The following is a 25918-nucleotide window of genomic DNA, read 5'->3' as shown; positions in this document are numbered from 1 at the left end:
TGCCGTGAGGGTGCTTGTCACCGGGGCCAGCGGCTTCCTCGGCCGGGCCGTCGCGGCCGAGATCGCGGCCGCCGGACACGAGGTGCGAGCCTTCCAGCGGCGCCCGTCGGGCGTGCCCGGCGTGACCGACCTACTCGGCTCGGTCACCGCGCCCGCCGAGGCCCGGCGCGCCGTCGCCGGAATGGACGCGGTCGTGCACCTGGCCGCCAAGGTGTCCCTGGCCGGCAGCCCGGCCGAGTTCGCCGCCGTGAACGTGGGCGGCACGCGCACCCTGCTGGCCGCGGCCGCGGATGCCGGAGCCTCCCGCTTCGTCTTCGTGTCGTCGCCCTCGGTCGCCCACACCGGGGCATCCATTGTCGGCAGCGAAGCCGAGCCGGCCGACCCGGCCGAAGCCCGCGGTCCCTACGCCCGCACCAAGGCCGAGGCCGAACTGGTCGCCCTCGCCGCGGATTCGGCCGCCCTGCGCGTGGTCGCCGTGCGGCCGCACCTGGTCTGGGGCCCGGGAGACACCCAGCTCGTGGCCCGGATCGTCGAGCGCGCCCGCGCCGGACGCCTGCCGCTGCTCGGCCACGGCGCCGCCCTGATCGACACCACCTACATCGACAACGCCGCCACGGCCATCGCGGCAGCCCTCGATCAGGCCGACGCCGTGCACGGCCGCTCCTACGTGATCACGAACGGGGAGCCGCGGCCGGTCGCCGAACTGCTCGCGGGCATGTGCCGGGCCGCCGGCGTGCCGGCGCCGGCCTGGCGGGTCCCGGCCGGAGTTGCCCGCGGTGCGGGGGCGCTGATCGAGGCGGCCTGGCGCATCCGTCCGGGCGCCGACGAGCCGCCGATGACCCGGTTCCTGGCCGAGCAGCTCTCGACCGCGCACTGGTTCGACCAGCGCCGCACCCGGTCCGAGCTGCGGTGGACGCCCGCGGTGAGCCTCGATGAGGGCTTCCGCCGCCTCGCCGCCTCGTACGACGGCTAGCTTTCTCGGGCACTGGCGGCCTCAACGGATGCCCAGGGCCGTCCGTGCGATCGCCAGCGCCCCTTCCGCGCGCTGACGGAGCCCAGTCGTTGACGGATTCCGATCACCGGGGCCTGCCGGGCGCGGCGGCTCGCTAGGCTCGTCACGTGACCTGGCCCCGCGACCTCCCCGCCCAGCTGGCCGGACTGGCGCCGACCCTGCTCGGGATCGCGCTGCTCATCGCGATCGTCACGCTGGTGCTGCGCGGCTACCGGGTGCCGCATCCGTTCGCACCGGCCCTCGCCGTGCTGCGCGGCGCCCTGCAGCTCGCCGCGATCAGCCTGATCCTCAGCGGCATCATCTCCGACCCGTTCTGGGTCGGCGTGGGTCTGGCGGTCATGTTCACCGCTGCGGTCGGCACGGTCACCCGCCGGATCGGCGCCACCCGGCGGCACGCGGCCTGGGTGGCCGCCTCGATGGGCCTGGGCGTGATGGTCACCCTCCTCGTGGTCTTCGGCACCGGCGCGCTCGAGTTCACGCCGCGCTACGTGTTGTCGTTCGGCGGCATCATCATCGGCAACGCCATGTCGATCGCCACGCTCTCCGGCCGGCGCTTCACCGAGGGCGTGACCGAGCACTGGGAGGAGGTCGAGGGCTGGCTGGCCCTCGGCGCCACCCCGCGCCAGTCCACCCGAGAACTGGCCTGCCGCGCGGTGTACTTCGCCCTGATCCCCTCGACCGACCAGACGAAGACCACCGGGCTGGTCACGCTGCCCGGAGCCTTCGTGGGAGCGATTTTCGGTGGAGCCTCGCCGCTCGAGGCAGGGCGGTTCCAGATCGTGGTGCTTGCCGGCATCCTCTGCGCCGGATCGATCGCGGCGGTCGCCCTGATCCACCTGCTGGCCCCCGTGACCCGGCGCCCCGTCCCGGTGCCGGGCTAGCGACACGCGCCGCGCTGATGTCCTCGGCGCCGGCCGGTCCGATCCTGCTGGGAGCCGGGCGGCTACTCGGCGGAGCGGTGAATCAGCCGGGAGAGCACGATCGCGCTGCGGGTGTGGTCCACGTTGGGTGCCAAACGCACCTTTTCCAGCGCCGCCTCCAGACCGGGGATGTCCCGGGCCCGGATGTGCACGATGGCGTCGGCGCTGCCCGTGACGGTTCCGGCGTCCACGACCTCTGGCACCCCGGACAGGATGCGCAGTAATTCCTCGGGCGCCACGGTGCCGCGGCAGAACAGCTCGACGTAGGCCTCGGTGCTCATGCCGTCGATGGCCGGATCCACCTGGATGGTGAAACCGCGGATGACGCGGTCGGCCACGAGCCGGTCGACTCGGCGTTTCACGGCCGACGCCGAGAGTCCGACGACCGAGCCGATATCGCCGTATCCCGCCCGGGCGTTCTGGCGGAGCAGGTCGAGAATGCCACGGTCGAGGTTGTCCATGCCGAGAGTCTAGGGGGCATCGTTGCGCTGGCGCACTCATTAACGCAGAAAACCCGCGCCCGATAGCGCAATTCACTGGATAGCTGCGCCGTGGCGAGCGGACCAGCGGGCGGACGTGCGGCATCCGTCATCGCCCGTTGTGGCGGAAAACTGCGTGAGGGGCCGGACGCGCGCACGTTTTCGGCGCAGAGTGGGGTGCACATCCGATTCGTGCTGTGTGAGACTAAGCATGGCGTCTCTGCCCAGGCGTTTCGTGCCGGCAGAGCTCTCGTGAGTGACCTGGTCCGCCATCCACCCCGCCAGCCGACCTCACCCGAAGGGGGCGGATGGCCGCCGAAGGAGTCACCATGTCGACCAACCTCACCGCCCCGAACCTGGACGAGCTCGTCTCGCCGGCCCTTCCCGTGCGCACGCCCGTCAAGCGCACCGTGCTGATGTGCAAGCCCGAATTCTTTTCCGTCGTCTATCGCATCAACCCCTGGATGGATCCCGCCATCCCGACGGACACCGCGCTCGCCGTCGCCCAGTGGCAAACGCTTCACGACACCTATGTCGGCCTCGGCTTCGACGTGCACCTGATCGAACCCGTCGACGGCCTGCCGGACATGGTCTACGCGGCCAATGGCGGATTCGTCATCGACAACATCTCCTACGGCGCGGCCTTCACCTACGCCGAACGCCAGCCGGAAGGTCCGGCCTACATGGACTGGTTCGGCGCCAACGGCTTCGACGTGCGCGTGCCGGCGGAGATCAACGAGGGCGAGGGTGACTTCCTGCTCGTGGGCGACGTGATCCTCGCGGGCACCGGGTTCCGCAGCGCCTCGAACAGCCATGAAGAGGTGTCGGCGATCTACGGCCGCCCCGTGATCACGCTCAACCTGATCAATCCGAGCTTCTACCACCTCGACACGGCCATCGCCGTGCTCGACGCGTCGCCGGCCACGGGCAACGGCGAGATCGCCTACCTGCCGAGCGCGTTCGACGAGCCGAGCCTGGCCATCCTGCGCGAGCGATTCCCGGACGCCATCATCGTCGCCGAGGAGGACGCGGCCATCCTCGGCCTCAACTCCTATTCCGACGGCTACAACGTGGTCATCGCCGCGCGGGCGAAGGGCTTCGAGGCCCAACTGCGCGCCCGCGGCTTCAACCCGATCGGGGTCGACCTGTCCGAGCTGCTGCTCGGTGGAGGAGGCGTGAAGTGCTGCACCCTGGAGCTGCGCCGATGACCGACCCGATGACCGACCAGGCCACCGCCCCGGCCGCCGCGCTCGGACAGGCCGCGTATATCGCGCTGGAAGACGAGCACGCGGCCCACAATTACCATCCGCTGCCCGTGGTCGTCGCGTCCGGCGACGGCGCCTGGGTGACGGATGTCGACGGCCGCCGCTACCTGGACTGCCTGGCCGCGTACTCCGCGGTCAACTTCGGCCACTCCAACCCGCTCCTGTTGGACGCCGCTCGCGAGCAACTGGGCCGCATCACGCTCACCAGCCGCGCCTTCCACAACGACCAGCTCGGCCCGTTCGTGACCGCGCTCGCCGAGCTCTCCGGCAAGGACATGGTCCTGCCGATGAACACGGGCGCCGAGGCGGTGGAGTCCGGCATCAAGGTGGCCCGCGCCTGGGGCTATCGGGTCAAGGGCGTCGCCGCCGGGATGGCGAACATCATCGTGGCCGGGGAGAACTTTCACGGCCGCACCACCACGATCGTCAGCTTCTCCGACGACGAGTCGGCCCGTAAGGATTTCGGGCCGTTCACGCCGGGGTTCCGCACGGTTCCCTACGGAGACGCCGCGGCCCTCGAGGCTGCGATCGACGCGAACACGGTCGCGGTGCTGCTCGAGCCCATCCAGGGCGAGGCCGGCATCGTCGTGCCGCCGGCCGACTACCTGCCGGCCGTGCGCGAGATCACGAACCGCCACAATGTGCTGTTCATCGCCGACGAGATCCAGTCCGGCCTCGGCCGCACGGGAGCGACCTTCGCTTGCGACCTGGTGGGCGTCGTTCCTGACCTCTACCTGCTCGGCAAGGCACTCGGCGGCGGCATCGTGCCGGTCTCGGCGGTCGTCGGCAATCGGGACATCCTCGGCGTGCTCCGCCCCGGCGAGCACGGCTCGACCTTCGGCGGCAACCCGCTGGCGGCGGCCGTCGGCCTCGCCGTGGTGAAACTGCTGGCCACCGGCGAGCAGCAGGAGCGCGCGCGCGTTCTCGGCGCCCGCCTGCACGACGGGCTGACCGGGTTGATCGGCCAGGGCGTCGTGGCCGTGCGTGGCGCCGGCCTCTGGGCCGGCATCGACATCGACCCGACGCTGGCCCCCGGCCGGGTGGTCTGCGAGGCCCTCTTGGCCCGCGGCGTGCTCGCGAAGGACACCCACGGCTTCACCATCCGGTTGGCCCCGCCGATCGTGGTCTCCGAGGCCGACCTCGACTGGGCGGTCGAGCAATTGGCAGCCGTGCTCGCAGAGCTCGCCGCCGCGTAGCCGAGCCGCCGAGTTATCCCGCTTGTGCCGAGTTGACCCGCTGGAACGGGTCAGCTCGGCACAAACGCCGACACTCGGCGAGGTGCGGCCGGCCGGGTGGCCACGACACTACACGCCGACGGATGCCGCCACCGGCTGCGCGATGCGGCCGAGGCGTGCGAGCTGGGTGACGTGGCCCGGCTCGAGCTCCTCCAGGCTGTTCACGCCGAGCAGTCGCATGGTGCGGGAGACCTGCTCGGAGAGGATCTGGACGGCCCGGTCGACGCCGGCCTCGCCGCCGGCCATCAGGCCGTAGAGGTAGGCGCGGCCGACCAGGGTGAAGCGGGCACCGAGGGCAACGGACGCGACGATGTCGGCGCCGCTCATGATGCCCGTGTCCAGATGCACCTCGTATTCGCTGCCGACCTCGCGCACGACGTTCGGCAGCAGGTGGAACGGGATCGGGGCGCGGTCGAGCTGGCGCCCGCCGTGGTTGGAGAGGATGATGCCGTCCACGCCGAGGTCGGCGAGCGTGCGCGCATCCGCCAGGCTCTGTACGCCCTTGACGACGATCTTGCCGGGCCACTGCGCCTTGATCCAGGCCAGGTCCTCGAAGGTGACGGTGGGGTCGAACATGGTGTCGAGCAGGTCGGCGACTGTGCCGCTCCAGCGGTCGAGGCTGGCGAAGGCGAGCGGTTCGGTGGTGAGGAAGTTGATCCACCACTCCGGCCGCGGCAGTGCGTTGATGACCGTTCCGGCGGTCAGGGCCGGCGGGATCGAGAAACCGTTGCGCTTGTCGCGCAGGCGCGCGCCGGCCACGGGCACGTCCACAGTCACCAGCAGGGTGTCGTAGCCGGCCTTCGCGGCCCGGTCCACGAGCGCCATCGAGCGGTCGCGGTCCTTCCACATGTAGAGCTGGAACCAGTTGCGCCCGTGGGGGTTCGCGGCCTTGACGTCCTCGATCGACGTGGTGCCCATGGTCGACAGGGAGAAGGGGATGCCGGCCCGGGCCGCGACGTGGGCGCCCGCGATCTCACCCTCGGTCTGCATCATCCGGGTGAACCCGGTCGGGGCGATTCCGAAGGGCTGGGCCACGGGGGCGCCGAGCACGTCCCAGCCCGTCGACACGGCCGACACGTCCCGCAGGATCGACGGGTTGAACTCGATGTCCTCGAAGGCCTGGCGGGCACGGCCCAGCGACAGCTCGGCCTCGGCGGCGCCGTCGGTGTAGTCGAACGCGGCCTTGGGGGTGCGCTTCTTGGCGATGTCGCGCAGGTCGTAGATGGTGAGCGCGCCCTCGAGGCGGCGCTTCTTCGCGTTCAGCTCGGGGGTCTTGAAGTGCATCAGCGGGGCAAGGTCTTTGATCTTCGGGATGCGTCGTTGAACCATGGTCGAAGGGTCCTTTCTATCGGGCCACCGGGTGCCCGTTGGCATCCGTGTGGTCGTTGGCGAAGAGGTCGGGCAGGTGGTTGGCAAGGTGGGTTTCGGCGTAGTAACCCGCGATATGGGACTGCACGAGGCTGCGGGCGGCCGGGGGATCGCCGGCCTCGATCGCGCCGAGGATCGCGCGGTGTTCGGTGCGGAGACGGGCGGAGGTGTCGGGCCAGGAAGTGAGGCTGGTCGCGCCCGCCCGCACATAGCCCTCGATGGCACTGCGCAGCCCCGCCATCGTGGCGGTCACGACCTGGTTGCCCGATGCGGTGGCCAGGGCCAGGTGGAACGCGGCGTCGAGGGCCAGGAATTCCCCCTCGGTCAGCGCGGGAGACTCCATGGCGCAGAGCAGCAGCTCGGGCGTCGTCAGGTCGGGGTGCAGGGAGGCGTTGGCGTCCATGGTGGAACTGGCCTGGGCGGATGCCTCCGCCAGCTCGGTCACGACCGAGGCCTCGAGCACCAGCCGGGTCTTGACCACGTCAGAGACGGGGAACCCCTGCGCCGCCACCTGCAGACGCATCAGCGCCGACATGCCGCCGCCGGGCAGGGCCACGATGATCGCACCCGCCGTGGGCCCCGACCCGGCGGACGTGCGAAGCAGCCCGAGCACTTCGAGCACCCGGATGGCCTCGCGCACGCTGGACCGTCCGACGCCCAGCTCGGCGGCGAGGGCCCGCTCGGGCGGAAGATGGTCACCCGGGCGTAGTCGCCCACTGAGGAGATCCAGCTCGATGTTCTGCAACACGACTTCCCAGGCACGGCGTTCGATGCTCATGGGCTCCTCCTCGACGTTGGGGTGGCATGCGGTGTGCCCGGCGGGGATCATGCGTCGGGCGGTGTGGTCTGACCACACGCTACACGACGCGCCCGATGCGCACCAGCGCCCGGGGCGCATCCGTCACCGGGTATACGCCGCCGGCACCTTCAGGCCGCACTCAGGCTGGTCAAGTCCGCGGTCTCGTTCACCGTCCACGGGACGACCGGGAGGCCGAGGCCGCCCAGGTTCGGGCTGGATTCGGGCTGCCCGACGCCCGGTCAGGAATCCCCGCTCGATCGGGCCCCCAGGGTCAGATCCGAGGCGATTTGCCGGGTGAGGTTCAGTGACGCCCAGTCGAAGCTCTGCAGGACTGACCGATCCGACTGCCGGGGGTGTTCGCCTGCTCAGGGAAGCCCGGCGACTGCTGGTAGCCGCAGTCCAGGGTGCGGATCTCGGCCAGGCTCAGGTCGCGCACCCGGTCGTCGGCATAGGGAAAGGCCGAGTCGCCGGGGAACGCGGGAGCGGCGTCGGCGCATTTGCTGGACGTCATCACGTCGTCGTGCCACACCACCACCTGGTTGGCACTGGACAAATGGGTGTCCAGCTCGAGTGTGCTCACACCCAACTCGGGAGACCCGGCGAAGGCGGTCAGTGATTCCTCGGTCCACTGGCCGCGGCCGCCGCGATCAGGATTGAGCACATTGCGTGGTTCCCCTGGAGTTGCGTGAACCGGCGGCAGTCCGCCTCCGGTTCTCCACGCTGCGAACCGGACGTGGCCGGGGTGGAGAGGTCGTTCCGAGCGCTGACCGGGCCTGGTCACGGCGGCGGGCTCCGTGCGAACGCAGAGGATCTCAGATGAAGAGCAGCACGATGCCGAGCACGCCGGACGCGGCACCGATGCCGAGCAGGATCAGGCCGGTCAGGCGCAGTGCCCGGCCCTCGGCCTCCGGGGTGTGGGTGCGACACCGGGAGGGGGTGCGGAGGCTGAACCAGACCGGCACGTCGTCGCCGGGCGCGAGCCCGTGCGTCTCGTGTGTGTTCGCCGGGCACTCGTGCACCTCGCCGTCACGGTCGAACCAGCGGATGACCGTTCCGGCCCGGGAGGACGCGATGACGCCATCCGTCAGTACCCAGCGACCCTTCACACCGCGCGCGACGAGACCGGCCGCGAAGAGTGCCCCGCCGACGGCCAGGCCGATCAGGGTCAGCACCTCGCTGAGGAGGGAAACGAGCGAGAAGGTGTCCACGTTGCCCCTTCCCGGTCGTCGTAACGGTACGGGCAAAATCGTACCGTGCCCTCCGGGCCGGATGCCGCGACCCTGCCGATGCCCCCAGGTCTGGGGGCACACGGTAAGGTCAAGCAATGAGCTCGGTTGTTGAACAATCTCCCACCCGTGACGACCGAAGCTTCCTCGGACAGCCTCGCGCCCTCGCCAACGTGTTCGGCGTCGAGATGTGGGAGCGGTTTTCGTTCTACGGGATGCAGGGCATCCTGCTGCTCTATTTGTACTACTCCGCGGCCGACGGCGGCCTCGGGATCCCGCAGGCCACCGCGGCAGGCATCGTGGGGGCCTACGGCGGCGGCGTTTACCTGTCGACCATTCTGGGAGCCTGGGTGGCCGACCGCCTGGTGGGCTCGGAGCGGGTGCTCTTCTGCAGCGCCATCGTGATCGCGGTGGGGCACGTGGCACTCGCTCTCCTGCCGGGCCTCGGCGGCGTGGCGACCGGGCTCATCCTGATCGCGCTGGGCAGCGGCGGGCTCAAGGCCAACGCGACCAGCGTCGTGGGCGCGCTCTACGCCAAGGACGACCCTCGGCTCGACGCGGGCTTCTCGCTCTTCTACCTCGGCATCAACCTGGGTGCCTTCTTCGGGCCGGTCCTGACCGGCCTGCTGCAGACGACCCTCGGCTTCCACTACGGGTTCGGGCTCGCCGCCGTGGGGATGGCGATCGGCCTGGTGCAGTACTCCTTCGGCCGCAAGCGCCTGCCGGCCATCGTGCACGAGGTGCCGAACCCGCTGCCGGCGTCGCGCCACGCCGGCTACCTCTGGGCCGCGATCGCAACGACCGCCGTGATCGTGGTGCTGGTCCTGCTCGGCGTGATCACGGCATCCGGCCTGGTCACCATCGTTATCGCGCTGACCCTGATCGCCACGGTCTGCTACTTCGTGGTCATCCTGCGCAACCGTCAGATCACCGCCCTCGAGCGCAAACGCGTCTACGCGTTCATGCCGCTGTTCGTGGCCAGTGCCGCGTTCTGGTCCCTCTCCCAGCAGCAGTTCACGGTGGTGACCATCTACACCGACGAACGGCTCAACCGCGACGTGTTCGGCTGGGAGCTGCCGGTGTCGTGGGTGCAGTCGTTCAACCCGGTCTTCATCATCCTGCTCTCGGGTGCCTTCGCCGCGCTGTGGACGCGCTGGGGTTCCCGTCAGCCGTCCACCCCGGTCAAGTTCGCGTTCGGCACCGCGCTGATGGGTTCCGCGTTCCTGCTGTTCCTCCCGTTCGTCGACGGCGGCCCGAATTCGACGCCACTGCTCGCGATGATCGCGATCCTGTTCGTGCTCACGGTGGCGGAGCTTCTGATCGGACCGGTCGGCCTGGCCGTCACGACGCGGCTCGCCCCGGAACCCTTCAAGACCCAGATGGTCGCGCTGTTCTTCCTCTCGATCGCCCTGGGCACCGCGGTGTCCGGCTGGCTCGCCGAGTGGTACACATCGGTGTCGGAGACGGTCTACTTCAGCGTGATCGGCGGGGTCGCGATCGTGCTCGGGCTGTTGCTCGCACTGATCGCCCGACCGATCCTGCGGCTGATGAACGGCGTGCGCTGACCGGCATCCGTCAGCCGAGTGGATGCCAAGCGATTCGTTGTGTTGCGCCCCACAGGCTCAGAGCTGGCTGCACCGCGCGGACTCTGTTCAGCAAGGGGGGCGCGGTGTCCGGTGTTGAACCAATTCGACGGAGAATCTGAGCGAAACCTGCTTTTTCGGGCCTTATGGCAACGATTTGGGCAGAATCTCCGTCGAATTCGTTCGGGGAGAACTACCGCCAGGCTCGTCGGGTCTCACTCCGCTAGCGCGTCGCCGTGGCCTCGACGATCGCGATTTCGCGGGTGGCGGTCTCGGCGGTGCGGCCGTCTCCGTCGTGGTGCACCCGCATTCGTGGGGTCATGCCCCGGCGGAACCGTACCCGCAGGCTGCGGTAGCGCACCATCCAGAAGAGCACCGCCCCGGCCGCGAGGAGGCCCGAGAGCGCGGCCACGCCCAGCGCCCAGCGCGGGCCGAACTGGTCGGCTACCCAGCCCACCAGGGGCGCCCCGAGTGGCGTGCCGCCGGCGAAGATCGCCATATAGAGCGCCATCACCCGGCCGCGCATGGCCGGCCGCGTCGTGGTCTGCACGTAGGCGTTCGCGGTGGTCATCAGGGTCAGCGAGGACAGGCCGACGAAGGTCAGGGAGATCGCGAAGGTCAGGTAGTTGGGCATCACCGCGGCCACAGCGCAGGACAGGCCGAACGCGAAGGATCCGACGATGACCAGACGCAGCCGCGGCCGGCCGCGACGGGCGGCCATCAGCGCGCCCGCGACGGAGCCGATGGCCATGATCGAACTGAGCAGCCCGAACTCGCTGGCACCCATGCCGAACTCGACCGTGGCCATCGTCGCCGTGAAGATCGCGAAGTTGAAGCCGAAGGTGCCCACCAGGAAGACGGTGATCAACACGACGATGATGTCTGGCCGGCGGGACACGTACCGGAAGCCAGCCATCAGCTGTCCCCGCTCGCGGGTGGCCCGCGGCTGCGGCCTCAGCTGAACGGTGCGCAGAAGAGTCATCGCGAGCACCGTCGCCGCGAACGTCGCCGAGTTGATCATGAAGACCCAGCCGGCGCCGACGGCGACCGTGAGCAGCCCCGCGGCGGCCGGTCCGATCAGCCGAGCGCCGTTGAACGATGCGGAGTTGAGGGCCACGGCGTTCGGGAGGTCGTTGTCGGAGACCAGCTCCGACACGAAGGTCTGGCGGGCGGGGGCGTCGATCGCCGCGACGATCCCGAGGCCCAGGGCGAAGAGGTAGACGTGCCACAGCTCCGCGACTCCGGTGACGGTGATCACACCGAGGCCGAGGGCGAGCAGGCCCATCAGGGTCTGCGTCAGGATGAGCAGTCTGCGCCGGTTGAACCGGTCCGCGATGAGGCCGGACCAGGGCATCAGCACGAGCTGGGGCCCGAATTGCAAAGCCATCACGATGCCCACCGCGGTGGCGTTGTAATCGGTCAGTTCGGTCAGCACGATCCAGTCCTGGGCCGTGCGCTGCATCCAGGTTCCGATGTTCGACACGAGGGCCCCCGCGAACCAGATTCGATAGTTCGGGATGCTCAGGGAGCGGAACATGTTGTTCAACTGTTGGCGAGTTCCTTCATGATGTCGACGGCCTCGGTGAGGATCCGGCGCTGGTCGGGGCTGAGCGTGACGATGCGCTGGGCGAGCCAGGCATCCCTGCGTTTGCGCGTCTCCCGCATCAGGGTGCGCCCCTGGTCGGTCACCGTGAGCACCACCTTGCGGCCGTCGTCTGCAGAGCCGGCCCGGTTCACGAGGCCAGCCTCGACCAGCGCGTTGACCGTGCGGTTCATCGACGGCGGCGTGACCCGCTCGCGTTCGCTGAGCTCGCGGAGGGTGAACGGGCCATGGAAAAACAGGGTGCCGAGGGCCGAGAACTGGCTCGAGCTGAGCTCATTGTCGGCCTTCTCCTGCCGCAGGCGGCGGGCCAGCCGGCCGTTGGCCAGCCGGAAATCGTGACTCAACTCGGCTACCGTCGCACGTCGACCAGGGGAGACCTCCGGCGCAAGCACGTGAGATGTCGGTGAAGATTCCATAGCTACCCACCCTAACCACTTAGCCTCGCTAAGTATTCCCTGCTCGCAGCCTAGTTCAGGATCGACGGCAAAGAACCGGAATCCAGAGACGCGCGGGGCGAGTCCTGCCAGACTGGCCTCGTGCCTACCTACACGGATGACTTTGGCGTCTCGATCACGTATTTCACCTGGCCGGTCGATCGCCCGCGGGCCATCGTGCAGCTCGCTCACGGGGTCGGTGAGCATGCGCAGCGGTATGCGGAGCTCGCCACCCGACTGAACACGGCCGGCTACACGGTCTACGCCGACGACCACCGCGGCCACGGCCAGACCGGAGTGCACCAGTATGACGGCGACCTGTCCCGCCTCGGCCGCCTCGGCCCCGGCGGACTGCGCGCGGCAGTGGCCGGCGTACGCCAGCTGAGTGGGATCATCCGCGCCACTCACCCTGACCTGCCGCTCGTGCTGCTCGGCCACAGCTGGGGGTCCTTCATGGTGCAGATGATCGTCAATGCGCACGCCGCCGACTACGACGCGGTCGTGCTCAGCGGCACGGCCTACCGGATGCCCGGCTACCTGGACAGCGGCGACCTCAACCGCCGACACAAGCACCTCGGCGACACCGGGGTGGAGTGGCTCAGCCGCGATCCAGAGGTGGCCCGCGCTTTCATCGCCGACCCGCTCACGACCACGACCCCGCTGGCCAAGCTGTTCGGGCTGCGAGAGGCGGCGCGCCTCTTCGGCAGGCCGGGCCGCGACCTGCCGCCGGGCCTGCCGCTGCTCATCCTGGTCGGCGGTGACGACATCGTGGGCGGGGAGCGCAGCGCTCGCAGGCTGGTTCGGGCCTATTCCGGGCGGTCGGGACTTCGGGACATCCGGGTCATCACCTACCCCGGTGCCCGCCACGAGGTGTTCAACGAGACGAACCGTGAGGATGTCTTCGACGACCTGATCGGGTGGCTGGCCAAACGTTTTGCCGTGCGCGCCGATTAGGCTGGCGTCATGCACGGTGAATATAAAGTTCCAGGCGGCAAGCTCGTCGTCGTCGATCTCGATGTCGTTGACAACACGATCGTCGACTTCCGGCTGGCCGGTGATTTCTTCCTCGAGCCCGACAGTGCGCTCGGCGACATCAACGCGGCCGTGAACGGCCTGTCCGCCGACAGCGACGCGGTCAGCATCGCCGCCGCAGTGCGCGCCGCGCTCCCGGCCCATGCCACGCTGCTCGGGTTCTCGCCCGAATCGGTGGCGGTGGCCATCCGTCGCTCCCTCGCCCAGGCCAGCGGCTGGCGCGACTACGAGTGGCAGCTGATCCACACCAAGGCTGTCGCTCCCGTCATGCAGATGGCGCTTGACGAGGTGCTCGCGATCGAGGTTGGCGAGGGGCGCCGCAACCCCACGATGCGGATCTGGGAATGGACGGAGCCGGCCGTCGTCATCGGCAGCTTCCAGTCCCTGAAGAACGAGGTCGACCCAGTCCAGGCCGCCAAGCACGGCTTCACCGTCGTGCGCCGGATCAGCGGCGGCGGCGCCATGTTCATGGAAGCCGGCTCGGTCATCACCTACTCGATCTACGCACCGACCGACCTCGTTCAGGGCATGACGTTCGCTGACTCCTATGCATTCCTCGACGAGTGGGTGCTCACGGCGCTCAAATCCCTCGGCATCGACGCTTACTACCAGCCGCTGAACGACATCACGAGCCCCAAGGGCAAGATCGGCGGGGCCGCGCAGAAACGTCTCGGCAGCGGCGCCGTGCTGCACCACGTCACCATGAGCTACGACATGGACGGCGACAAGATGGTGCAGGTGCTCCGCATCGGCCGGGAGAAACTCAGCGACAAGGGCATCACGAGCGCCGCGAAGCGCGTCGACCCGCTGCGCAGCCAGACCGGCCTCAGCCGGGATGCGATCATCGACCGGATGAAGGCGACCTTCACCGGGCTCTATGGCGCCGTCGCCGGAGAGATCACCGAAGCGGAATATGCCAGGGCGACCGAGCTGGTAGAGACCAAGTTCGGCACCGAGGAGTGGATCGGGCGGGTTCCCTAGGCCACGGGGCCGTCAATACGCGGGCTACCGTCCGCGCGTGAGCAGGTCCTGGTACTCGGCGTGCAGGTCGATCCAGCGCACAACGTAGGGGCACACCGGCACGACCGTGAGCGTGGTGCGGGTGCGAACATCGTCGAGCGCCTGCTCGACGAGGATGCCCGCCAGACCTTCGCCCCGGTGCGCCGGGTCCACCTCGACGTGGGTGAACAGCACATCCTGGCCGGCGACCTCGTAGTCGGCGAAGCCCACGGTGGTGCCGGCGAGCTCGAGCGTGTACCGGGCCAGGGCCGGTTCGTGACGGAATACGACCGAGTCGGATTCCCCGGTCGTTTCCGGGGATGCTGCATCTGGTGTCATCCCCTCAGCGTAGGCTGCCTGACACAATGAAGGAATGCCGATCGCGTGGTCTCCCTCCTCCCCCAGCCGTGTTGTCCACGCGAACAACCTCGAGGTTCTGCCGCAGCTGCCCGACGCGGCCTTCACGCTGATCTACCTGGACCCGCCGTTCAACACGGGGCGCAAGCAGAACCGGCAGACCACGACGTCGGTGCGCGCACCGGCGAGCCCGGTATCCGTCGCCCTGGGTGCGGACGCCGCGGGCATCATCACCGGCTTCAAGGGCCAGCGGTACGAGCGGATCAAGGGTGACCTGCTCGGCTACGACGACCAGTTCGAGGACTATTGGGCCTTCCTCGAGCCGCGCCTGATCGAGGCCTGGCGCCTCCTGTCCGATGACGGCACCCTCTACCTGCACCTCGACTACCGCGAGGCGCACTACGCCAAGGTGTTGCTCGACGCCCTCTTCGGCCGGGACTGCTTCCTGAACGAGCTGATCTGGGCCTACGATTACGGCGCGAAGTCGAAGAACCGCTGGCCGACCAAGCACGACACGATCCTGGTCTACGTGAAGAACCCGGCCCGGTACTACTTCGACTCGACCACGGTCGACCGCGAGCCCTATATGGCGCCCGGTCTGGTCACCCCCGAGAAGGTCGCGAAGGGCAAGCTGCCGACGGATGTCTGGTGGCACACGATCGTGTCGCCCACCGGCAAGGAAAAGACCGGGTATCCCACCCAGAAGCCCGTCGGCATCCTGCGCCGTATGATCCAGGCGTCCAGCCGCGAGGGGGACTGGGTGCTCGACTTCTTCGCCGGCAGCGGCACGACGGGTGCGGTTGCCGCGGCCCTCGGCCGCCGCTTCGTGCTGGTGGACCAGAACCCCGAGTCGATCCAGGTCATGCGCACGCGCTTCGCGCTGCTGCCCGCGGTGGAGTTCCTGCCCGGCGGATTCGAGCCGGCCGTGCCCGAGCCGGCCGCGCCCGAGCCGGCCCAGCCGGCGCTGTTCGATTTCGGCGCCGACCGGCCCGGGGCAAGGCTGGGAGCATGAGACTTCGCATTTTCACCGAACCGCAGCAGGGTGCCTCCTACGACGACATCCTCGCCGTGGCCCAGGCCGCGGAGACGCTCGGCTTCGACGCGTTCTTCCGTTCCGACCACTACCTCGCGATGGGGGACACGGCTCCCGTGCTGCCGGGGCCGACGGATGCCTGGACCACCCTGGCGGGCCTCGCCCGGGAGACCCGGCGCATCCGCCTCGGCACTTTGGTCTCGTCGGTGACCTACCGTCCGCCGGGGATCCTCGCGATCCAGGTGGCGCAGGTCGACCAGATGTCGGGCGGGCGGGTCGAGCTCGGCCTCGGCACCGGCTGGTTCGAGCAGGAACACCTGGCCTACGGCATCCCGTTCCCGGCCAGGCGGTTCGGCATGCTCGAGGAGCAGCTGGAGATCGTGACCGGGCTCTGGGAGACCCCGGTCGGCGACCGCTACAGCTTTGCCGGCGAGCACTACACGCTCGTCGACTCGCCCGCCCTGCCCAAGCCCGTGCAGGCCCGCATCCCGGTGATCGTGGGCGGTGGCGGCGCCAGGCGTACCCCGGCCCTGGCTGCCCGCTTCGCCACCGAGTTCAACCTGCCGTTCCCGGATTTCGCGGATGTCCCGGCCAAGTTCGCCGGCGTGCGCGCTGCATGCGCGGCCATCGGTCGCGATCCCCGTGAGCTGGTGTACTCGGCGGCGCTGATCGCCGTCGCGGGCGCGAACGAGGCAGACTTCATTCGCCGGGCCGCGGCCGCGGGCCGGGAACCGGCCGAGCTGCGGGCGCACGGCGTGGCCGGCACGGCGTCCGAGGTCGTGGACCGCCTCGGCGCCCTCGCCCACGACGGGGTCGAGTGCGTCTACCTGCAGATCATGGACCTGTCCGACCTCGGCCACTTGGACTTCATCGCCCGCGAGGTCATGCCTCAGCTGGCCTGACCGCCCTGCCCGTCCTGCCGGTCCCGCCGGTATTGCCGGTGCGCGGGTGCTGCGCCGCTACGCTGCCGGCGCGCCACGCGCGCAACGGCGCAGCACCCGCACCGGGGAAGCCGCGCGTGTCACGCCGACTCGCGTAGTACCAAACGGGTCGGCATGAGGGTGCGGTGCGGCATGCTCTCGTCGGCGGCGAGCCGGCGCAGCAGAATGTCCGCCATCGCGTAGCCCATTTCCTCGGAGGGCTGGCTCACCGTAGTCAGCGGCACCGGGCCGCTCGTCGCGGCCGGGCTGTCGTCGAACCCGACGATGGCCACGTCGCCGGGCACAGAGCGGCCGAGCTCACGCAGCACATCCACCGCCCCGGTGGCCATCAGGTCGCTCGCCACGAAGAGGCCGTCGATGTCGGGGCACCGCTCCAGCAGCCGGCGGGTGGCTGCCGCGCCACCGGCGGCTGTGAAGTCGGCGAGTTCGACGGCATCCGCGGGCAGCCCGGCCCGCTCCAGCGTGCGCTCGAACCCGGTGAGGCGGTCGATGCCGGCCGGCATGTCCACCGCGCCGGCGATCGAGCCGATGCGGCGGCGCCCGATGTCGACGAGGTGCTGGGTGCCCGTCTCGGCACCCGCCGCGTTGTCGACGTCAACGAAGTAGGCGGCGAGGTTGTCCGCGTTCGACGGCCGGCCGCCGAAGACCACCGGCATGGTCTTGTCGAGTTCGGCCACGAAGTCGTCGCCGGTGTGGTGCGAGATGATGAGCGCTCCGTCGACGTTGCCCGAGCGCAGGTAGCGCAGAGTCTTGTGCCGTGGGTCGCTCGACGCAACGAGCAGGTTGAGCGTGTAATCACTTTGGTCGAGTCGGCGGGTGATGCCCTGCACGACCGCGGCGAAGTAGGGATCACCGAAGAACCGGGTCATATCCTCAGGCACGACCAGGGCCACGGCCTCGGTCTGCCGGCTCGCGAGCGAGCGGGCCGCCCGGTTCGGAACATAGTTGAGCTGGTTGATGGCGTCCGTCACCGAGGCGACGATCTCTGGGCTGACCCTGGTGGACCCGTTCACGACCCGGCTCACGGTGGCCCGGGAAACCCCGGCCACCTCGGCCACCATTTCCAGGGTGGGCTGCGAAGGACGGACCTGGCGCACACTCGTTATCATGACGCCATTATATTTTGCCCGCATCCCTCGCGGTTCCGGTTCAGGAGAGGGCGCGGTTGCGGATGATCTCGGCGTAAGAACGTCCGCTGTCCTTGACGGTGCGCTCCTGGGTCTCGTAATCGACCCGCACGATGCCGAAGCGCTTCTCGTAGCCCCAGGCCCACTCGTAGTTGTCCATCAGCGACCAGTAGAAGTAGCCCTTGACGTCGACTCCCTCATCGATCGCGTCAAGGATGGCGCCCAGGTGGTCGGTCAGGAATTCGGTGCGCCGGGCATCCGGAACACTGCCGTCCGCGGCGACGACGTCGTCGAACGCCGCGCCGTTCTCGGTGACGTAGAGGCTCGTGCCGGTCGGGGCGGCGTAGTCGGTGTTCACGCGAACGAGCAGTTCGCGTAGCCCGTCGGGCTGCACCTCCCACTCCATGGCGGTCAGCGGCAGCCCCTGCGGGTGGTCGTAGACGCCGTCGGCCGCCGGGAACGGCGACCGGGTGGGGCGGTCGGTCGGGGCCTGGGCGAGCAACGGATGTTCGGCCGGGCGATCACTGACCAGGTCGCCGTGGTAATAGTTCACGCCGAGGGTGTCGATCGGCTGGTTGATCTGGGCCAGGTCTCCCTCGTGGATGAAATCGGTCAGCCCGTACTCGGCCACGTCCTGGAGCACATCCTCCGGGTAGAAGCCGCGGAAGACCGGGTCGAGGAAGATCCGGTTGAACTGCCCGTCGATGCGGCGCGCGGCATCCACGTCGCCCGCATGCGTCGGATCGACCGGCTTGGCGACGGTGAGGTTGAGCGTGATGCCGAGCTCGAGCTTCGAGTCGCGTTCGCGCAGCGCCTCGACGGCGAGGCCGTGCCCCAGGAGCAGGTGGTGTGCGGCGGCCAGGCCGTCCCGGGGGCTCTGCCGCCCGGGCGCGTGGGCGCCGGCGGTGTAGCTGAGGAAGGAGGAGCACCACGGCTCGTTGAGAGTGGTCCACACGCCCACGCGGTCGCCGAGGGTGTCGTGCACGGTGAGGGCGTAGTCCCGGAAGCGTGCGGCGGTGTCGCGGTTGGTCCAGCCACCCTTCTCCTCGAGGGCCTGCGGCAGGTCCCAGTGGTAGAGGGTCAGCCACGGCTTGATGCCGGCGCCGAGGAGCTCGTCGACCAGGCGGGAGTAGAAGTCCACGCCCTTCGGGTTGACCGGCCCGCCGTCGGGACGCACCCGGGCCCAGGAGGTGGAGAAGCGGTAGGTCTGCAGCCCCAGGTCCTTCATCAGGGCGACGTCGCCCTGATAGCGGTGGTAGTGGTCGCAGGCGACGTCGCCGTTGTCGGCCTTGAGGACAGCACCCGGCACGCGGCTGAACGTGTCCCAGATGGAATCCGTGCGGCCGTCCTCATGGGCGGCGCCCTCGATCTGGTAGGCGGCCGTCGCCGCCCCGAAGAGGAACTCGGGCGGGAAGGAACGAACGTGTGAGGTCATACCCATATTCTCGGTGATTGTTTCGAGTGTTCCGAACGAGGTCATCCCTTGACCGCGCCCTGCATGATTCCGGCCACGAGCTGCTTACCCAGGAAGATGAAGACCAGGATCAGCGGGATGATCGAGAGCACCACGCCGGCCAGCACGAGCGAGTAGTCGACGTAGAAGGCGGCCTGCAGCTGCTGCAGTGCAACCGGGAGGGTCGGGTTGCCGGGGCCGAGCACGATGAACGGCCAGAAGAAGTTGGTCCAGGTGCCGATGAACGTGAACAGGGCGAGCATCGCCGCGGCCGGGCGGGCGGCCGGGAGACCGATGTGCCAGAAGCTGCGGATCATCGACGCTCCGTCCATGCGCACCGCCTCGATCAGCTCGTCGGGCAGTGCGTCGCGCAGGTACTGGGTCATCCAGAACACGCCGAACGCGGTCACCATGGCGGGCGCGATGACGGCCCAGAGGCTGCCGGTCCAGCCGAGCCTTGACATGACGATGAACAGGGGCACGACGCCGAGCTGGGTCGGCACGGCCATGGTCGCGATCACGAAGATGAGCAGACCTTCCCGGCCGCGGAACTTCAGCTTGGCGAAGGCGTAGCCGGCGAGCGTCGAGAACATCACGACGCTGAGCGACACCACGGACGACACGATGATGCTGTTGCCGAGCGCCGTCCAGAACGGGATGCTGTCGATGACCGTGGCCGCGTTGGCGATGAAGTTACCGCCCGGGATCCACATCATCCCGTTCTGGTTCAGCGCGGAGGCATCCTGGCTGCCGATCAGGAACGACCACCAGATCGGGAAGGCCGAGCCGAGGATAACCGCGATCAGGATGCCGTAGACCCAGAGGGACGGCCGACGGTCGTGCCCGCCGATGATGGTCTTGCTCATGAGATGCCTTTCGCGCGGACGCGCAGCTTGCGGTCGCCGGTGCCCGCGATGCGACGGGTGATGAGGAAGTTGATGACAGCGATGAGGATGATGATCAGGAACAGGAGCCAGGCCACGGCGGACGCCCGGCCGAAGTTGCGCTGGTTCCAGCCGAGTTCGTAGATGTACAGGGTGAGCGTCTGCCACTGGCGACTGGCTCCGCCCTGGCCGACGTTGTCGAACATGCGTGCCTCGTCGAAGATCTGCAGCCCGCCGATCGTCGAGGTCAGGATGACGAAGATGATGATCGGTCGCAGCAGCGGCAGGGTGATCGACCCGAAGGTGCGCCAGCGGTTGGCGCCGTCGATGATGGCGGCCTCGTAGTAATCGCGCGGGACGGCCTGCATGGCGGCGAGGAAGATAAGGGCGTTGTAACCGGTCCAGCGGAAGTTCACCATTGTGGCGATGGCGAGGTGGCTGGGGATCACGTCGACGTGCCAGCGCACGGGCTCGAGGCCCAGGCTCATGATCGCGCTGTTGATCAAGCCGAACTTGTCGCCGAAGAGGTCGTTGAAGATGAGTGCGACGGCGACCGGGGCCACGACGTAGGGAAGGAGCACGCCCATGCGCCAGAAGGTCTTTCCGCGCAGGTTGAAGTCGAGCACGGCGGCGATGCCGAGCGCGACGATGATCTGGGGGATGCTCGAGAGCAGGAAGATGCTGAAGGTGTTGCGCAGGGAGTTCCAGAAGTATCCCTGGCTCAGCACCGTGACGAAGTTCTCCAGGCCGACGAAGTCGCCCTGGCCGCCGATGAGGTTCCAGTCGTGCACCGACACCCACGCCGTGTACAGCAGCGGGAAGAGGCCCATGACGGCGAAGACGAGGAAGAAGGGGGAGATGTAGAGGTAGGGCGAGAAGCGCACATCCCAGCGGCTCAGTGTGTGGCTGAGGGCGATGCGGCGGATGCTGCGGGCATTCACCTCGACAGCGGCAACGGTAGTCATGAAAGTCCTTCGGTGGTTGAGCTTGTCGAGGCCCGGGTGAGCCGGTCGAGACCGGGGTCGGGCCGGCCGGGACCAGGTGGTCTCGACAGGCCCGACCGGTGGGATGGTGCTGGTTAGCCGAGCGACTCGACGTCGGTGACCCACTGAGCCCACGACTCGTCAGCCGTCATGGTGCCGTCTTCGACGCGGGTGAGCGCCTGCTGCATGGCGTCGTTGATCGCGAAGTAGAACTCGCCCTTGTACGGGGTCACGTCGACAGCGGCGGCGCGGTTGGCAAGGATCTCACCGGTCGGCGCGTTGTTGAAGAACTCGTTCGTGGCGCCGAGGAGTTCGTCGCTCTCGAGGGCTTCGAGCTGGCTCGGAAACGTGCCCTTGGACGCGAACGCCTTGAGCTGCTGCTCCGGGGCGGTCAGCCAGGAAGCGAGCTTCTGGGCCTCGGCCTGGTTCTTGGATTGCTCGGGAACGGTCAGGTACGAGCCGCCCCAGTTGCCGCCGCCGCCGGGGAACGTGTCGGCGATGTCCCAGCCGGCGACGCCTTCAGCGTTGCCGGAGATCACGCCGAGCATCCAGCCCGGGCAGAGCATCGTGGCGAAGCCGTCGTTCTGGAAGCTGGCGGTCCAGTCGTCGCTCCACTGTCCGAGGTGCGCGGACAGCGTGCTGCTGGCCTCGAGCACGCTCGTGTAGGCCTTCTTCACCTCCGGGTTCCCGGTGGCGATGATGGTGCCGTCTTCTTCTTCATAGGCGTTGGGGATCTGGTTGACGACGCCCTGCCAGGTGGCTCCGGCAGAGTCGAACCACGGCACGTTCGTGCCGGCAGCAGCGAACTTCTCACCGGCTGCGTAGTAGCTCTCCCAGCTGGTGCCGAGGAGTGCGGCGACCTCGGCGCGGTCGGTCGGAAGACCGGCGGCGGCGAACAGGTCGGAGCGGTAGCAGACGGCTTCCGGACCGATGTCGGTGCCGTAGGCGATCAGGCGGCCGTCGGCATCCGTCGCGGCCTCGGTCTTCCAGTCGAGCCAGCGCTCGTCGACGTCGTCAGAGGCGAGGTCGATGAACTGGTCGGAGTATTGGAGCAGTTCCGGCAGCCAGTCGACCTCGATGGCCTCGATGTCGCTCAGGCCGCTGCCTGCGGCGAGACGGGTCGTGAGGTTGTCGCGGGCCTCGTTGGAGGTGGCAGCCTTCTTGTGCGTGATGGTGACGTTCGGGTTGGCCTTCTCGTACTCGGCGAACAGGTCGTCATAGCCGAATTCGTTGAACGTCGCGACGGTCAGTTTGACGTTTTCGTCGGTCGACTGCTCTCCGCCGGCGTTCGCTGAACAACCGGATAGAACCAGTGCGAAGGATGCTGCTCCGGCGACTGTTACTGCAAGTGTGGTGCGCGGGAAACGCTTCACGGTCACTCCCTTGTGTGCGTGCTGATGGGTGGATGCAAGGTCGCTCTCATTGTGCCGTGAGAGCGCTCTCACGTGGTGGTGCTTACGTTAGTGCGCGCATCGATGGTTTGTCAAGAGAGCGCTCTCTCCTGGCTCGGCGGTCAGAGTCCGTCTTGGTCCGGTACGGTCACCGTGAGGGAGCGCACCCGGCCGTCGCGGCGGAAGACGCTCGCGCTCACGTCGGCGTCGAGCGTGCCGCCGGGACCGGGCACCTGGGCGCCGTCGGCGAGGTGTGCGACCATCTCGAGCGGGCCGCCGCGGTGGAACACGACCGGGACCTGACAGAACGTGAACGCGAGCGTGTCCGCGGGCAGCTCGACGCTGTGCTGCTCGCCGAGGACATCCCGGTAGGCGAACGTGCCGGGAGCCGTGGTCCACTCGCCGGCCCGCAGCAGGGTGGGCCGCAAACGGATGCGACCGCCTTCGACCCGCAGGCCGAGCTCGCCCAGGCGGGTGAGCACCTCCTCTTTGACCTGCCCGGTCATCCCCGGCTGCCGGGCGCCCTGGCCGGCGGGCGTGTGCGAGTAAGGATCGGTGGGGAACGCACCGTAGGTGAGCGGATCCTTGCGGTAGCCGATGCCGGCACGCACGTCCTCGTACGCCGCCATCAGCCCCTGGATCGAAGTTTCATCCGCCTGCTCGGCGACGGCCCGGTCGAGTGTCTCCTGCACCGCGAGCAGCAGCTTCGCGACCATGTGCCAGTAGATGCTGCCGAGGCCCTCGTAGGCGAAGAACGAGCCGGAGCGCCCGGTGAATTCCGCATGCCGGAAGACTTCCTCGAAGATGGTGAGCAGTTCGGCCCGGTCCTGTTCCACGGCGCCCTGCAGCGTCGGGTCGGCGCTGAGCCGGTCGAGCGCCTCCGAAACGCCCCTGGCGTTTCGGATGTGGGCGGCGAAGTGCAGGTCGCCCTGAACATCCCGCACAACTATGCTGCGGTCGCCGGCAGCGATGAGGCGCAGGGCGAGAGGGCAGTCGGCGGCCCGTGCCGCACTGAAGGTGTTGCGGGCGAGGAAGGACGAAAGGTCCTTGTCGGGATAGAGGATGTAGCTGTGCTGGTCGGCGCGGTACAGCCGGCTCGTGCGCAGGGCACCGAGCAGGTCCAGCGTCTCTTCCGGGCCGAGCAGGCCGGAGGAAAGGATGGCGACCTGGCCCTCGAGCATCTCCGCGAGCCGACGCACATCGGCCCCATCGTCCCCGAACTCCAGCACGTTGTAGGAGTGCACGAGCCCGTCGTCCCGCCGGTTGGCGTGCAGGCCGGACTCGATGAAGCGCCGAGCCAGATCGAGCAGCTCGGCGACGTCTCCCGCGGCGACCGTCGACCGCTCCCCATCGAACCCCGCGTAGACCCGCTCGCGATAGGAGGTCCCTGCCTCGCCCAGGCCGTCCATCACGGCCCGGCGGCGAGTGGAATCGAACCCGCCGGCCAGGCCGTCCGCATGCTCGAAGAGCACGTCGCGCACCGCGGTGAGCAGTCCGGCGAGCTCGCTCGAGAGCTCGACGTCGACCGTCAGGAGGTCCTGCACGAAGACGAGGTAGCGGCGCAGATAGGCGAGGGTGACCACCGACAGGCCACGGCCGACGAGCGCGTTGTTGGCGTCGTTCCATTCCGGGCGCTGGGTCGTCATCCAGATGCCGCCGTCCGGCACCAGATTGACGAGCTTGGCCAGCAGGAGCAGCAGCACCTTCTCGGCCAGCGTTACCCGCACGAGGTCGCCGTCGGCACCGTGCACGAGCCGACCGTCCGAGCCCTCCTCGGCGACCCGCCGCGTGATCGTGCGCTGCCGCTCGTCGTCGAAGGTGATGGTGTTGTACGGGTCCGTGAGGATGTCCGCATAGGCGGCGATCCGGTACGGCACGTCGGCGTGGGTGAAGGCCGCCCGGTTGATGAGCGCGTCGAGGCGCCCCGGGTGGAATCGGCGGGAGGTCTCGAGCAACTTGAGCAGGTAGATGATCTGGTGGTCGCTCCAGTAACCGATGTTGGCCCAGGGGTCTTCGGGCTCGGGGACCTCCCAGTCGATGCCCTCGCGAGAGATCCGGTACGGGTTGTAGCCGTCGGCGGTCGTGGCGTCAAGGAAGATCGTGACCATCGACTCCACGTATTCGGGGAATGACCAGGCCAGCGCCTCCCAGTTCTGGAAGATGTCCCGCCAGTTGCCTTGGTATTCCAGGCGACGGATGCCACTCTCGTCTTTCAGAACGATCCGGAACTGATTCCACGGCCGGCTCGGATCGCCGTGCCGGCGGCTGAACGTGAGCGGCAGGTATTCCGTGGCGAGGCGCCACAGGTCTACGTCGCCGTACTCCTGGGCGATGGCGATGAGTTCGTCGGAGCGCAGCCGCTCGGGCAGCGCCGCCAGCACGCCGGCGCAGCGCTGGGCGGTCGACTTACTCCGCTGAATGATGAACGCCCGCACGTCGCTCAACTCCACCGTGTAGCCCTCGGCCGGAACGCCGCCGCGCATCGTGTTGAAAAGCACGTTGGCGGTGTGGTGGATGGTCGCGAGCTCGTCGCCGCTGTGCTGGGCGGCGTCGGTGGCCGCGAGGATCGTCTCCAGGTCGGACCGGGTGCCGACGATGTCGGCCGCGAGCTCCTCGGCGAGCCCGGCAGGATCTCGCAGCTTCTCGCGCAGGGCGACGACATCGGCCGCGTCCTGGTTGACGTCGGCGACGATCTGCCAGCGCTGCGTGCTTCCGGGGGCCAGCGTGATCCGCGCGTGCACGAGGTAAGCGCCGCGCTGGCCGCGGACATCCGTCTCGGCGGTGATGCCCCGGCCCCGGGCGAAGGCAGCCACCTGGCTGATCGAGAGCAGGTGCTCGGCGTTGCCCAGCCCTACCTGCCAGGCCACGTTGGCCTGCAGCGACTCGCTGGGCTCGGCGAGGTCGGAGAGCGTCGCGTTCAGCGTCAGCAGCCCGAGGCCCGTCGAAGAGTCGAGTTCGGCCCGCTTGTAGGCGTCCAGCAGCACGCTCAGCTCGTTCTGCGTCTTCTTGAGGGCTCCGGCGGGAAGGATGTTCACCAGGCCGTCGAGGAGGTCGACGTCGAGCGTTTCGCCGAGCTGCTCGCCGGTGAGCTTCTGGTCGGTGAGCGAGGTCAGGGCGCAGCTGCGCACGACGCCGAAGCGGGCACTCGTCTGCCAGGTCACGCGCAGGCGCAGGCCGAGATCCGGGCGGGTCTCCTCGAAGACCAGGGTCGTGCCGAGGGCGTCCTTGTACAGCGTGCGCTGCACGGCCTGATCGCCGGGACGCACCTCCGCGAACGGCTGCCAGTGAATCCCGGTCCCGTCGGGGCGTCGAACGAGCAGCACGCTGAGCCCACCGGTTCGGCCGCCGCTCTCGGTGACCTTGTCGTCGGTGTAATACGGGAACAGGGCCCGATCGGCGTCGACCCGTCCTGCCGTCAGGCCGCCCGTGCTCGAGATGAAGAGCCAGACGTTGCTCGCGCCGACAAGGGTCATGAAGAACGGCGGCATCTGGTCGTAGGCCTCGATCCGGTAGAACCGGCGCCCGTCCAGATCGACCGGTCCGCCCCGGACGGTGCCCTCCGCAGGGTCAGTGCCATCTGCGGGGTCGAACGGGATCTCGCCCCGGCCGGTGGGCTGAATGATGGTCTCGAGGGGCATGCGATTCTCCATTGGATTCACTCCGGCGGATGTTCCGGCCGGCGAGTGCTCCACCATCTCACTGATGAGAGCGCTCTCACAGACTGCCAGACATCTACCGCGCATTCAAGCGCCGGCCCCCCGCGGTGTTGTGCGGAGGGCCGGCGCTGGGTCGGC

23 protein-coding genes are annotated in these 25918 nt (G+C 68.7%); 9 read left to right on the top strand and 14 right to left on the bottom strand.

What is annotated here, in order from left to right; all coding sequences use genetic code 11:
• The first annotated feature begins 4 nt into the window (after window positions 1-4).
• Together E3O47_RS08935 and E3O47_RS08930 are read left to right on the top strand one after the other, a co-directional pair.
• Window positions 5-973: an NAD-dependent epimerase/dehydratase family protein gene (locus E3O47_RS08935; protein WP_134400985.1), complete on the top strand. Its 969-nt coding sequence runs from the start codon at window positions 5-7 to the stop codon at window positions 971-973.
• Between the two features lie 146 nt (window positions 974-1119).
• Window positions 1120-1893, top strand: coding sequence for an ABC transporter permease (locus tag E3O47_RS08930; RefSeq protein ID WP_174720184.1), 774 nt, complete (start codon window positions 1120-1122; stop codon window positions 1891-1893).
• A 62-nt stretch (window positions 1894-1955) separates the two neighbouring features.
• On the opposite strand, the gene E3O47_RS08925 is transcribed toward E3O47_RS08930, so the two are convergent.
• Complete coding sequence (locus E3O47_RS08925) at window positions 1956-2393, bottom strand: Lrp/AsnC family transcriptional regulator (RefSeq protein WP_104099917.1); 438 nt, start codon at window positions 2391-2393, stop codon at window positions 1956-1958.
• 434 nt (window positions 2394-2827) lie between these two features.
• On the opposite strand from E3O47_RS08925, the gene ddaH reads away from it, so the two are divergent.
• On the top strand, window positions 2828-3619 hold the full coding sequence (ddaH, locus tag E3O47_RS08920; protein ID WP_233191239.1) for a dimethylargininase: 792 nt from the start codon (window positions 2828-2830) through the stop codon (window positions 3617-3619).
• A gap of 8 nt (window positions 3620-3627) precedes the next feature.
• Entirely contained in the window at window positions 3628-4872 is a 1245-nt protein-coding gene (rocD, locus tag E3O47_RS08915; RefSeq protein ID WP_104099958.1) for an ornithine--oxo-acid transaminase, read from the top strand.
• 108 nt (window positions 4873-4980) lie between these two features.
• On the opposite strand, the gene E3O47_RS08910 is transcribed toward rocD, so the two are convergent.
• The 4 genes from E3O47_RS08910 to E3O47_RS08895 form a co-directional block, all read right to left on the bottom strand.
• Entirely contained in the window at window positions 4981-6240 is a 1260-nt protein-coding gene (locus tag E3O47_RS08910; protein ID WP_134400986.1) for an alpha-hydroxy acid oxidase, read from the bottom strand.
• A gap of 16 nt (window positions 6241-6256) precedes the next feature.
• Window positions 6257-7057 carry a GntR family transcriptional regulator gene (locus E3O47_RS08905; protein ID WP_104099915.1) on the bottom strand — a complete coding sequence of 267 codons (801 nt, stop codon included), beginning with the start codon at window positions 7055-7057 and terminating at the stop codon, window positions 6257-6259.
• Window positions 7058-7379: 322 nt separating this feature from the next.
• Window positions 7380-7739 carry a glycerophosphodiester phosphodiesterase family protein gene (locus E3O47_RS16550; RefSeq protein ID WP_233191235.1) on the bottom strand — a complete coding sequence of 120 codons (360 nt, stop codon included), beginning with the start codon at window positions 7737-7739 and terminating at the stop codon, window positions 7380-7382.
• A gap of 151 nt (window positions 7740-7890) precedes the next feature.
• The gene (locus E3O47_RS08895; RefSeq protein ID WP_104099914.1) at window positions 7891-8286 is read right to left on the bottom strand and encodes a sortase; all 396 of its coding nucleotides are present in this window, start codon (window positions 8284-8286) and stop codon (window positions 7891-7893) included.
• 116 nt (window positions 8287-8402) lie between these two features.
• Here E3O47_RS08895 and E3O47_RS08890 point away from each other — a divergent pair, with 116 nt between their 5' ends.
• Complete coding sequence (locus E3O47_RS08890; RefSeq protein WP_134375169.1) at window positions 8403-9869, top strand: peptide MFS transporter; 1467 nt, start codon at window positions 8403-8405, stop codon at window positions 9867-9869.
• Between the two features lie 241 nt (window positions 9870-10110).
• Here E3O47_RS08890 and E3O47_RS08885 read toward each other — a convergent pair whose 3' ends face one another.
• Both E3O47_RS08885 and E3O47_RS08880 read right to left on the bottom strand, forming a co-directional pair.
• Window positions 10111-11424: an MFS transporter gene (locus E3O47_RS08885; RefSeq protein ID WP_134342539.1), complete on the bottom strand. Its 1314-nt coding sequence runs from the start codon at window positions 11422-11424 to the stop codon at window positions 10111-10113.
• A gap of 5 nt (window positions 11425-11429) precedes the next feature.
• Window positions 11430-11834, bottom strand: coding sequence for a MarR family transcriptional regulator (locus E3O47_RS08880; protein WP_233191233.1), 405 nt, complete (start codon window positions 11832-11834; stop codon window positions 11430-11432).
• Between the two features lie 192 nt (window positions 11835-12026).
• Between E3O47_RS08880 and E3O47_RS08875 the strand changes: the two genes are divergently transcribed.
• Together E3O47_RS08875 and E3O47_RS08870 are read left to right on the top strand one after the other, a co-directional pair.
• On the top strand, window positions 12027-12878 hold the full coding sequence (locus E3O47_RS08875) for an alpha/beta fold hydrolase (RefSeq protein ID WP_104099911.1): 852 nt from the start codon (window positions 12027-12029) through the stop codon (window positions 12876-12878).
• Between the two features lie 9 nt (window positions 12879-12887).
• On the top strand, window positions 12888-13937 hold the full coding sequence (locus E3O47_RS08870) for a biotin/lipoate A/B protein ligase family protein (RefSeq protein WP_104099910.1): 1050 nt from the start codon (window positions 12888-12890) through the stop codon (window positions 13935-13937).
• Window positions 13938-13961: 24 nt separating this feature from the next.
• Here the strand turns inward: E3O47_RS08870 and E3O47_RS08865 are convergent, their stop codons facing one another.
• A complete protein-coding gene (locus tag E3O47_RS08865; protein ID WP_104099909.1) occupies window positions 13962-14294 on the bottom strand; it encodes a GNAT family N-acetyltransferase in 333 nt (110 codons plus the stop codon).
• Window positions 14295-14328: 34 nt separating this feature from the next.
• On the opposite strand from E3O47_RS08865, the gene E3O47_RS08860 reads away from it, so the two are divergent.
• Together E3O47_RS08860 and E3O47_RS08855 are read left to right on the top strand one after the other, a co-directional pair.
• On the top strand, window positions 14329-15324 hold the full coding sequence (locus tag E3O47_RS08860; protein WP_134375165.1) for a site-specific DNA-methyltransferase: 996 nt from the start codon (window positions 14329-14331) through the stop codon (window positions 15322-15324).
• On the top strand, window positions 15321-16247 hold the full coding sequence (locus E3O47_RS08855) for an LLM class F420-dependent oxidoreductase (RefSeq protein WP_134400987.1): 927 nt from the start codon (window positions 15321-15323) through the stop codon (window positions 16245-16247). Before E3O47_RS08860 ends, E3O47_RS08855 begins: the two co-directional genes overlap by 4 nt.
• Window positions 16248-16366: 119 nt before the next feature.
• Here the strand turns inward: E3O47_RS08855 and E3O47_RS08850 are convergent, their stop codons facing one another.
• The 6 genes from E3O47_RS08850 to E3O47_RS08825 form a co-directional block, all read right to left on the bottom strand.
• Window positions 16367-17395: a LacI family DNA-binding transcriptional regulator gene (locus E3O47_RS08850; RefSeq protein WP_104099906.1), complete on the bottom strand. Its 1029-nt coding sequence runs from the start codon at window positions 17393-17395 to the stop codon at window positions 16367-16369.
• A gap of 40 nt (window positions 17396-17435) precedes the next feature.
• Window positions 17436-18848: a GH1 family beta-glucosidase gene (locus tag E3O47_RS08845; RefSeq protein WP_134400988.1), complete on the bottom strand. Its 1413-nt coding sequence runs from the start codon at window positions 18846-18848 to the stop codon at window positions 17436-17438.
• 41 nt (window positions 18849-18889) lie between these two features.
• Window positions 18890-19732 carry a carbohydrate ABC transporter permease gene (locus tag E3O47_RS08840; RefSeq protein ID WP_104099905.1) on the bottom strand — a complete coding sequence of 281 codons (843 nt, stop codon included), beginning with the start codon at window positions 19730-19732 and terminating at the stop codon, window positions 18890-18892.
• A complete protein-coding gene (locus tag E3O47_RS08835) occupies window positions 19729-20715 on the bottom strand; it encodes a sugar ABC transporter permease (RefSeq protein WP_104099904.1) in 987 nt (328 codons plus the stop codon). Before E3O47_RS08835 ends, E3O47_RS08840 begins: the two co-directional genes overlap by 4 nt.
• A 113-nt stretch (window positions 20716-20828) precedes the next feature.
• A complete protein-coding gene (locus tag E3O47_RS08830) occupies window positions 20829-22106 on the bottom strand; it encodes an ABC transporter substrate-binding protein (RefSeq protein WP_104099954.1) in 1278 nt (425 codons plus the stop codon).
• Window positions 22107-22246: 140 nt separating this feature from the next.
• Complete coding sequence (locus E3O47_RS08825; RefSeq protein ID WP_134420259.1) at window positions 22247-25762, bottom strand: hypothetical protein; 3516 nt, start codon at window positions 25760-25762, stop codon at window positions 22247-22249.
• Window positions 25763-25918 lie beyond the last annotated feature (156 nt).

The organism is Cryobacterium sp. TMT2-17-1, from assembly GCF_004402765.1.
Classification (GTDB): Bacteria; Actinomycetota; Actinomycetes; order Actinomycetales; family Microbacteriaceae; genus Cryobacterium; species Cryobacterium sandaracinum.
Note: the sequence above shows the minus strand (reverse complement) of the source record. Positions and strands in the feature narration are given on the sequence as shown.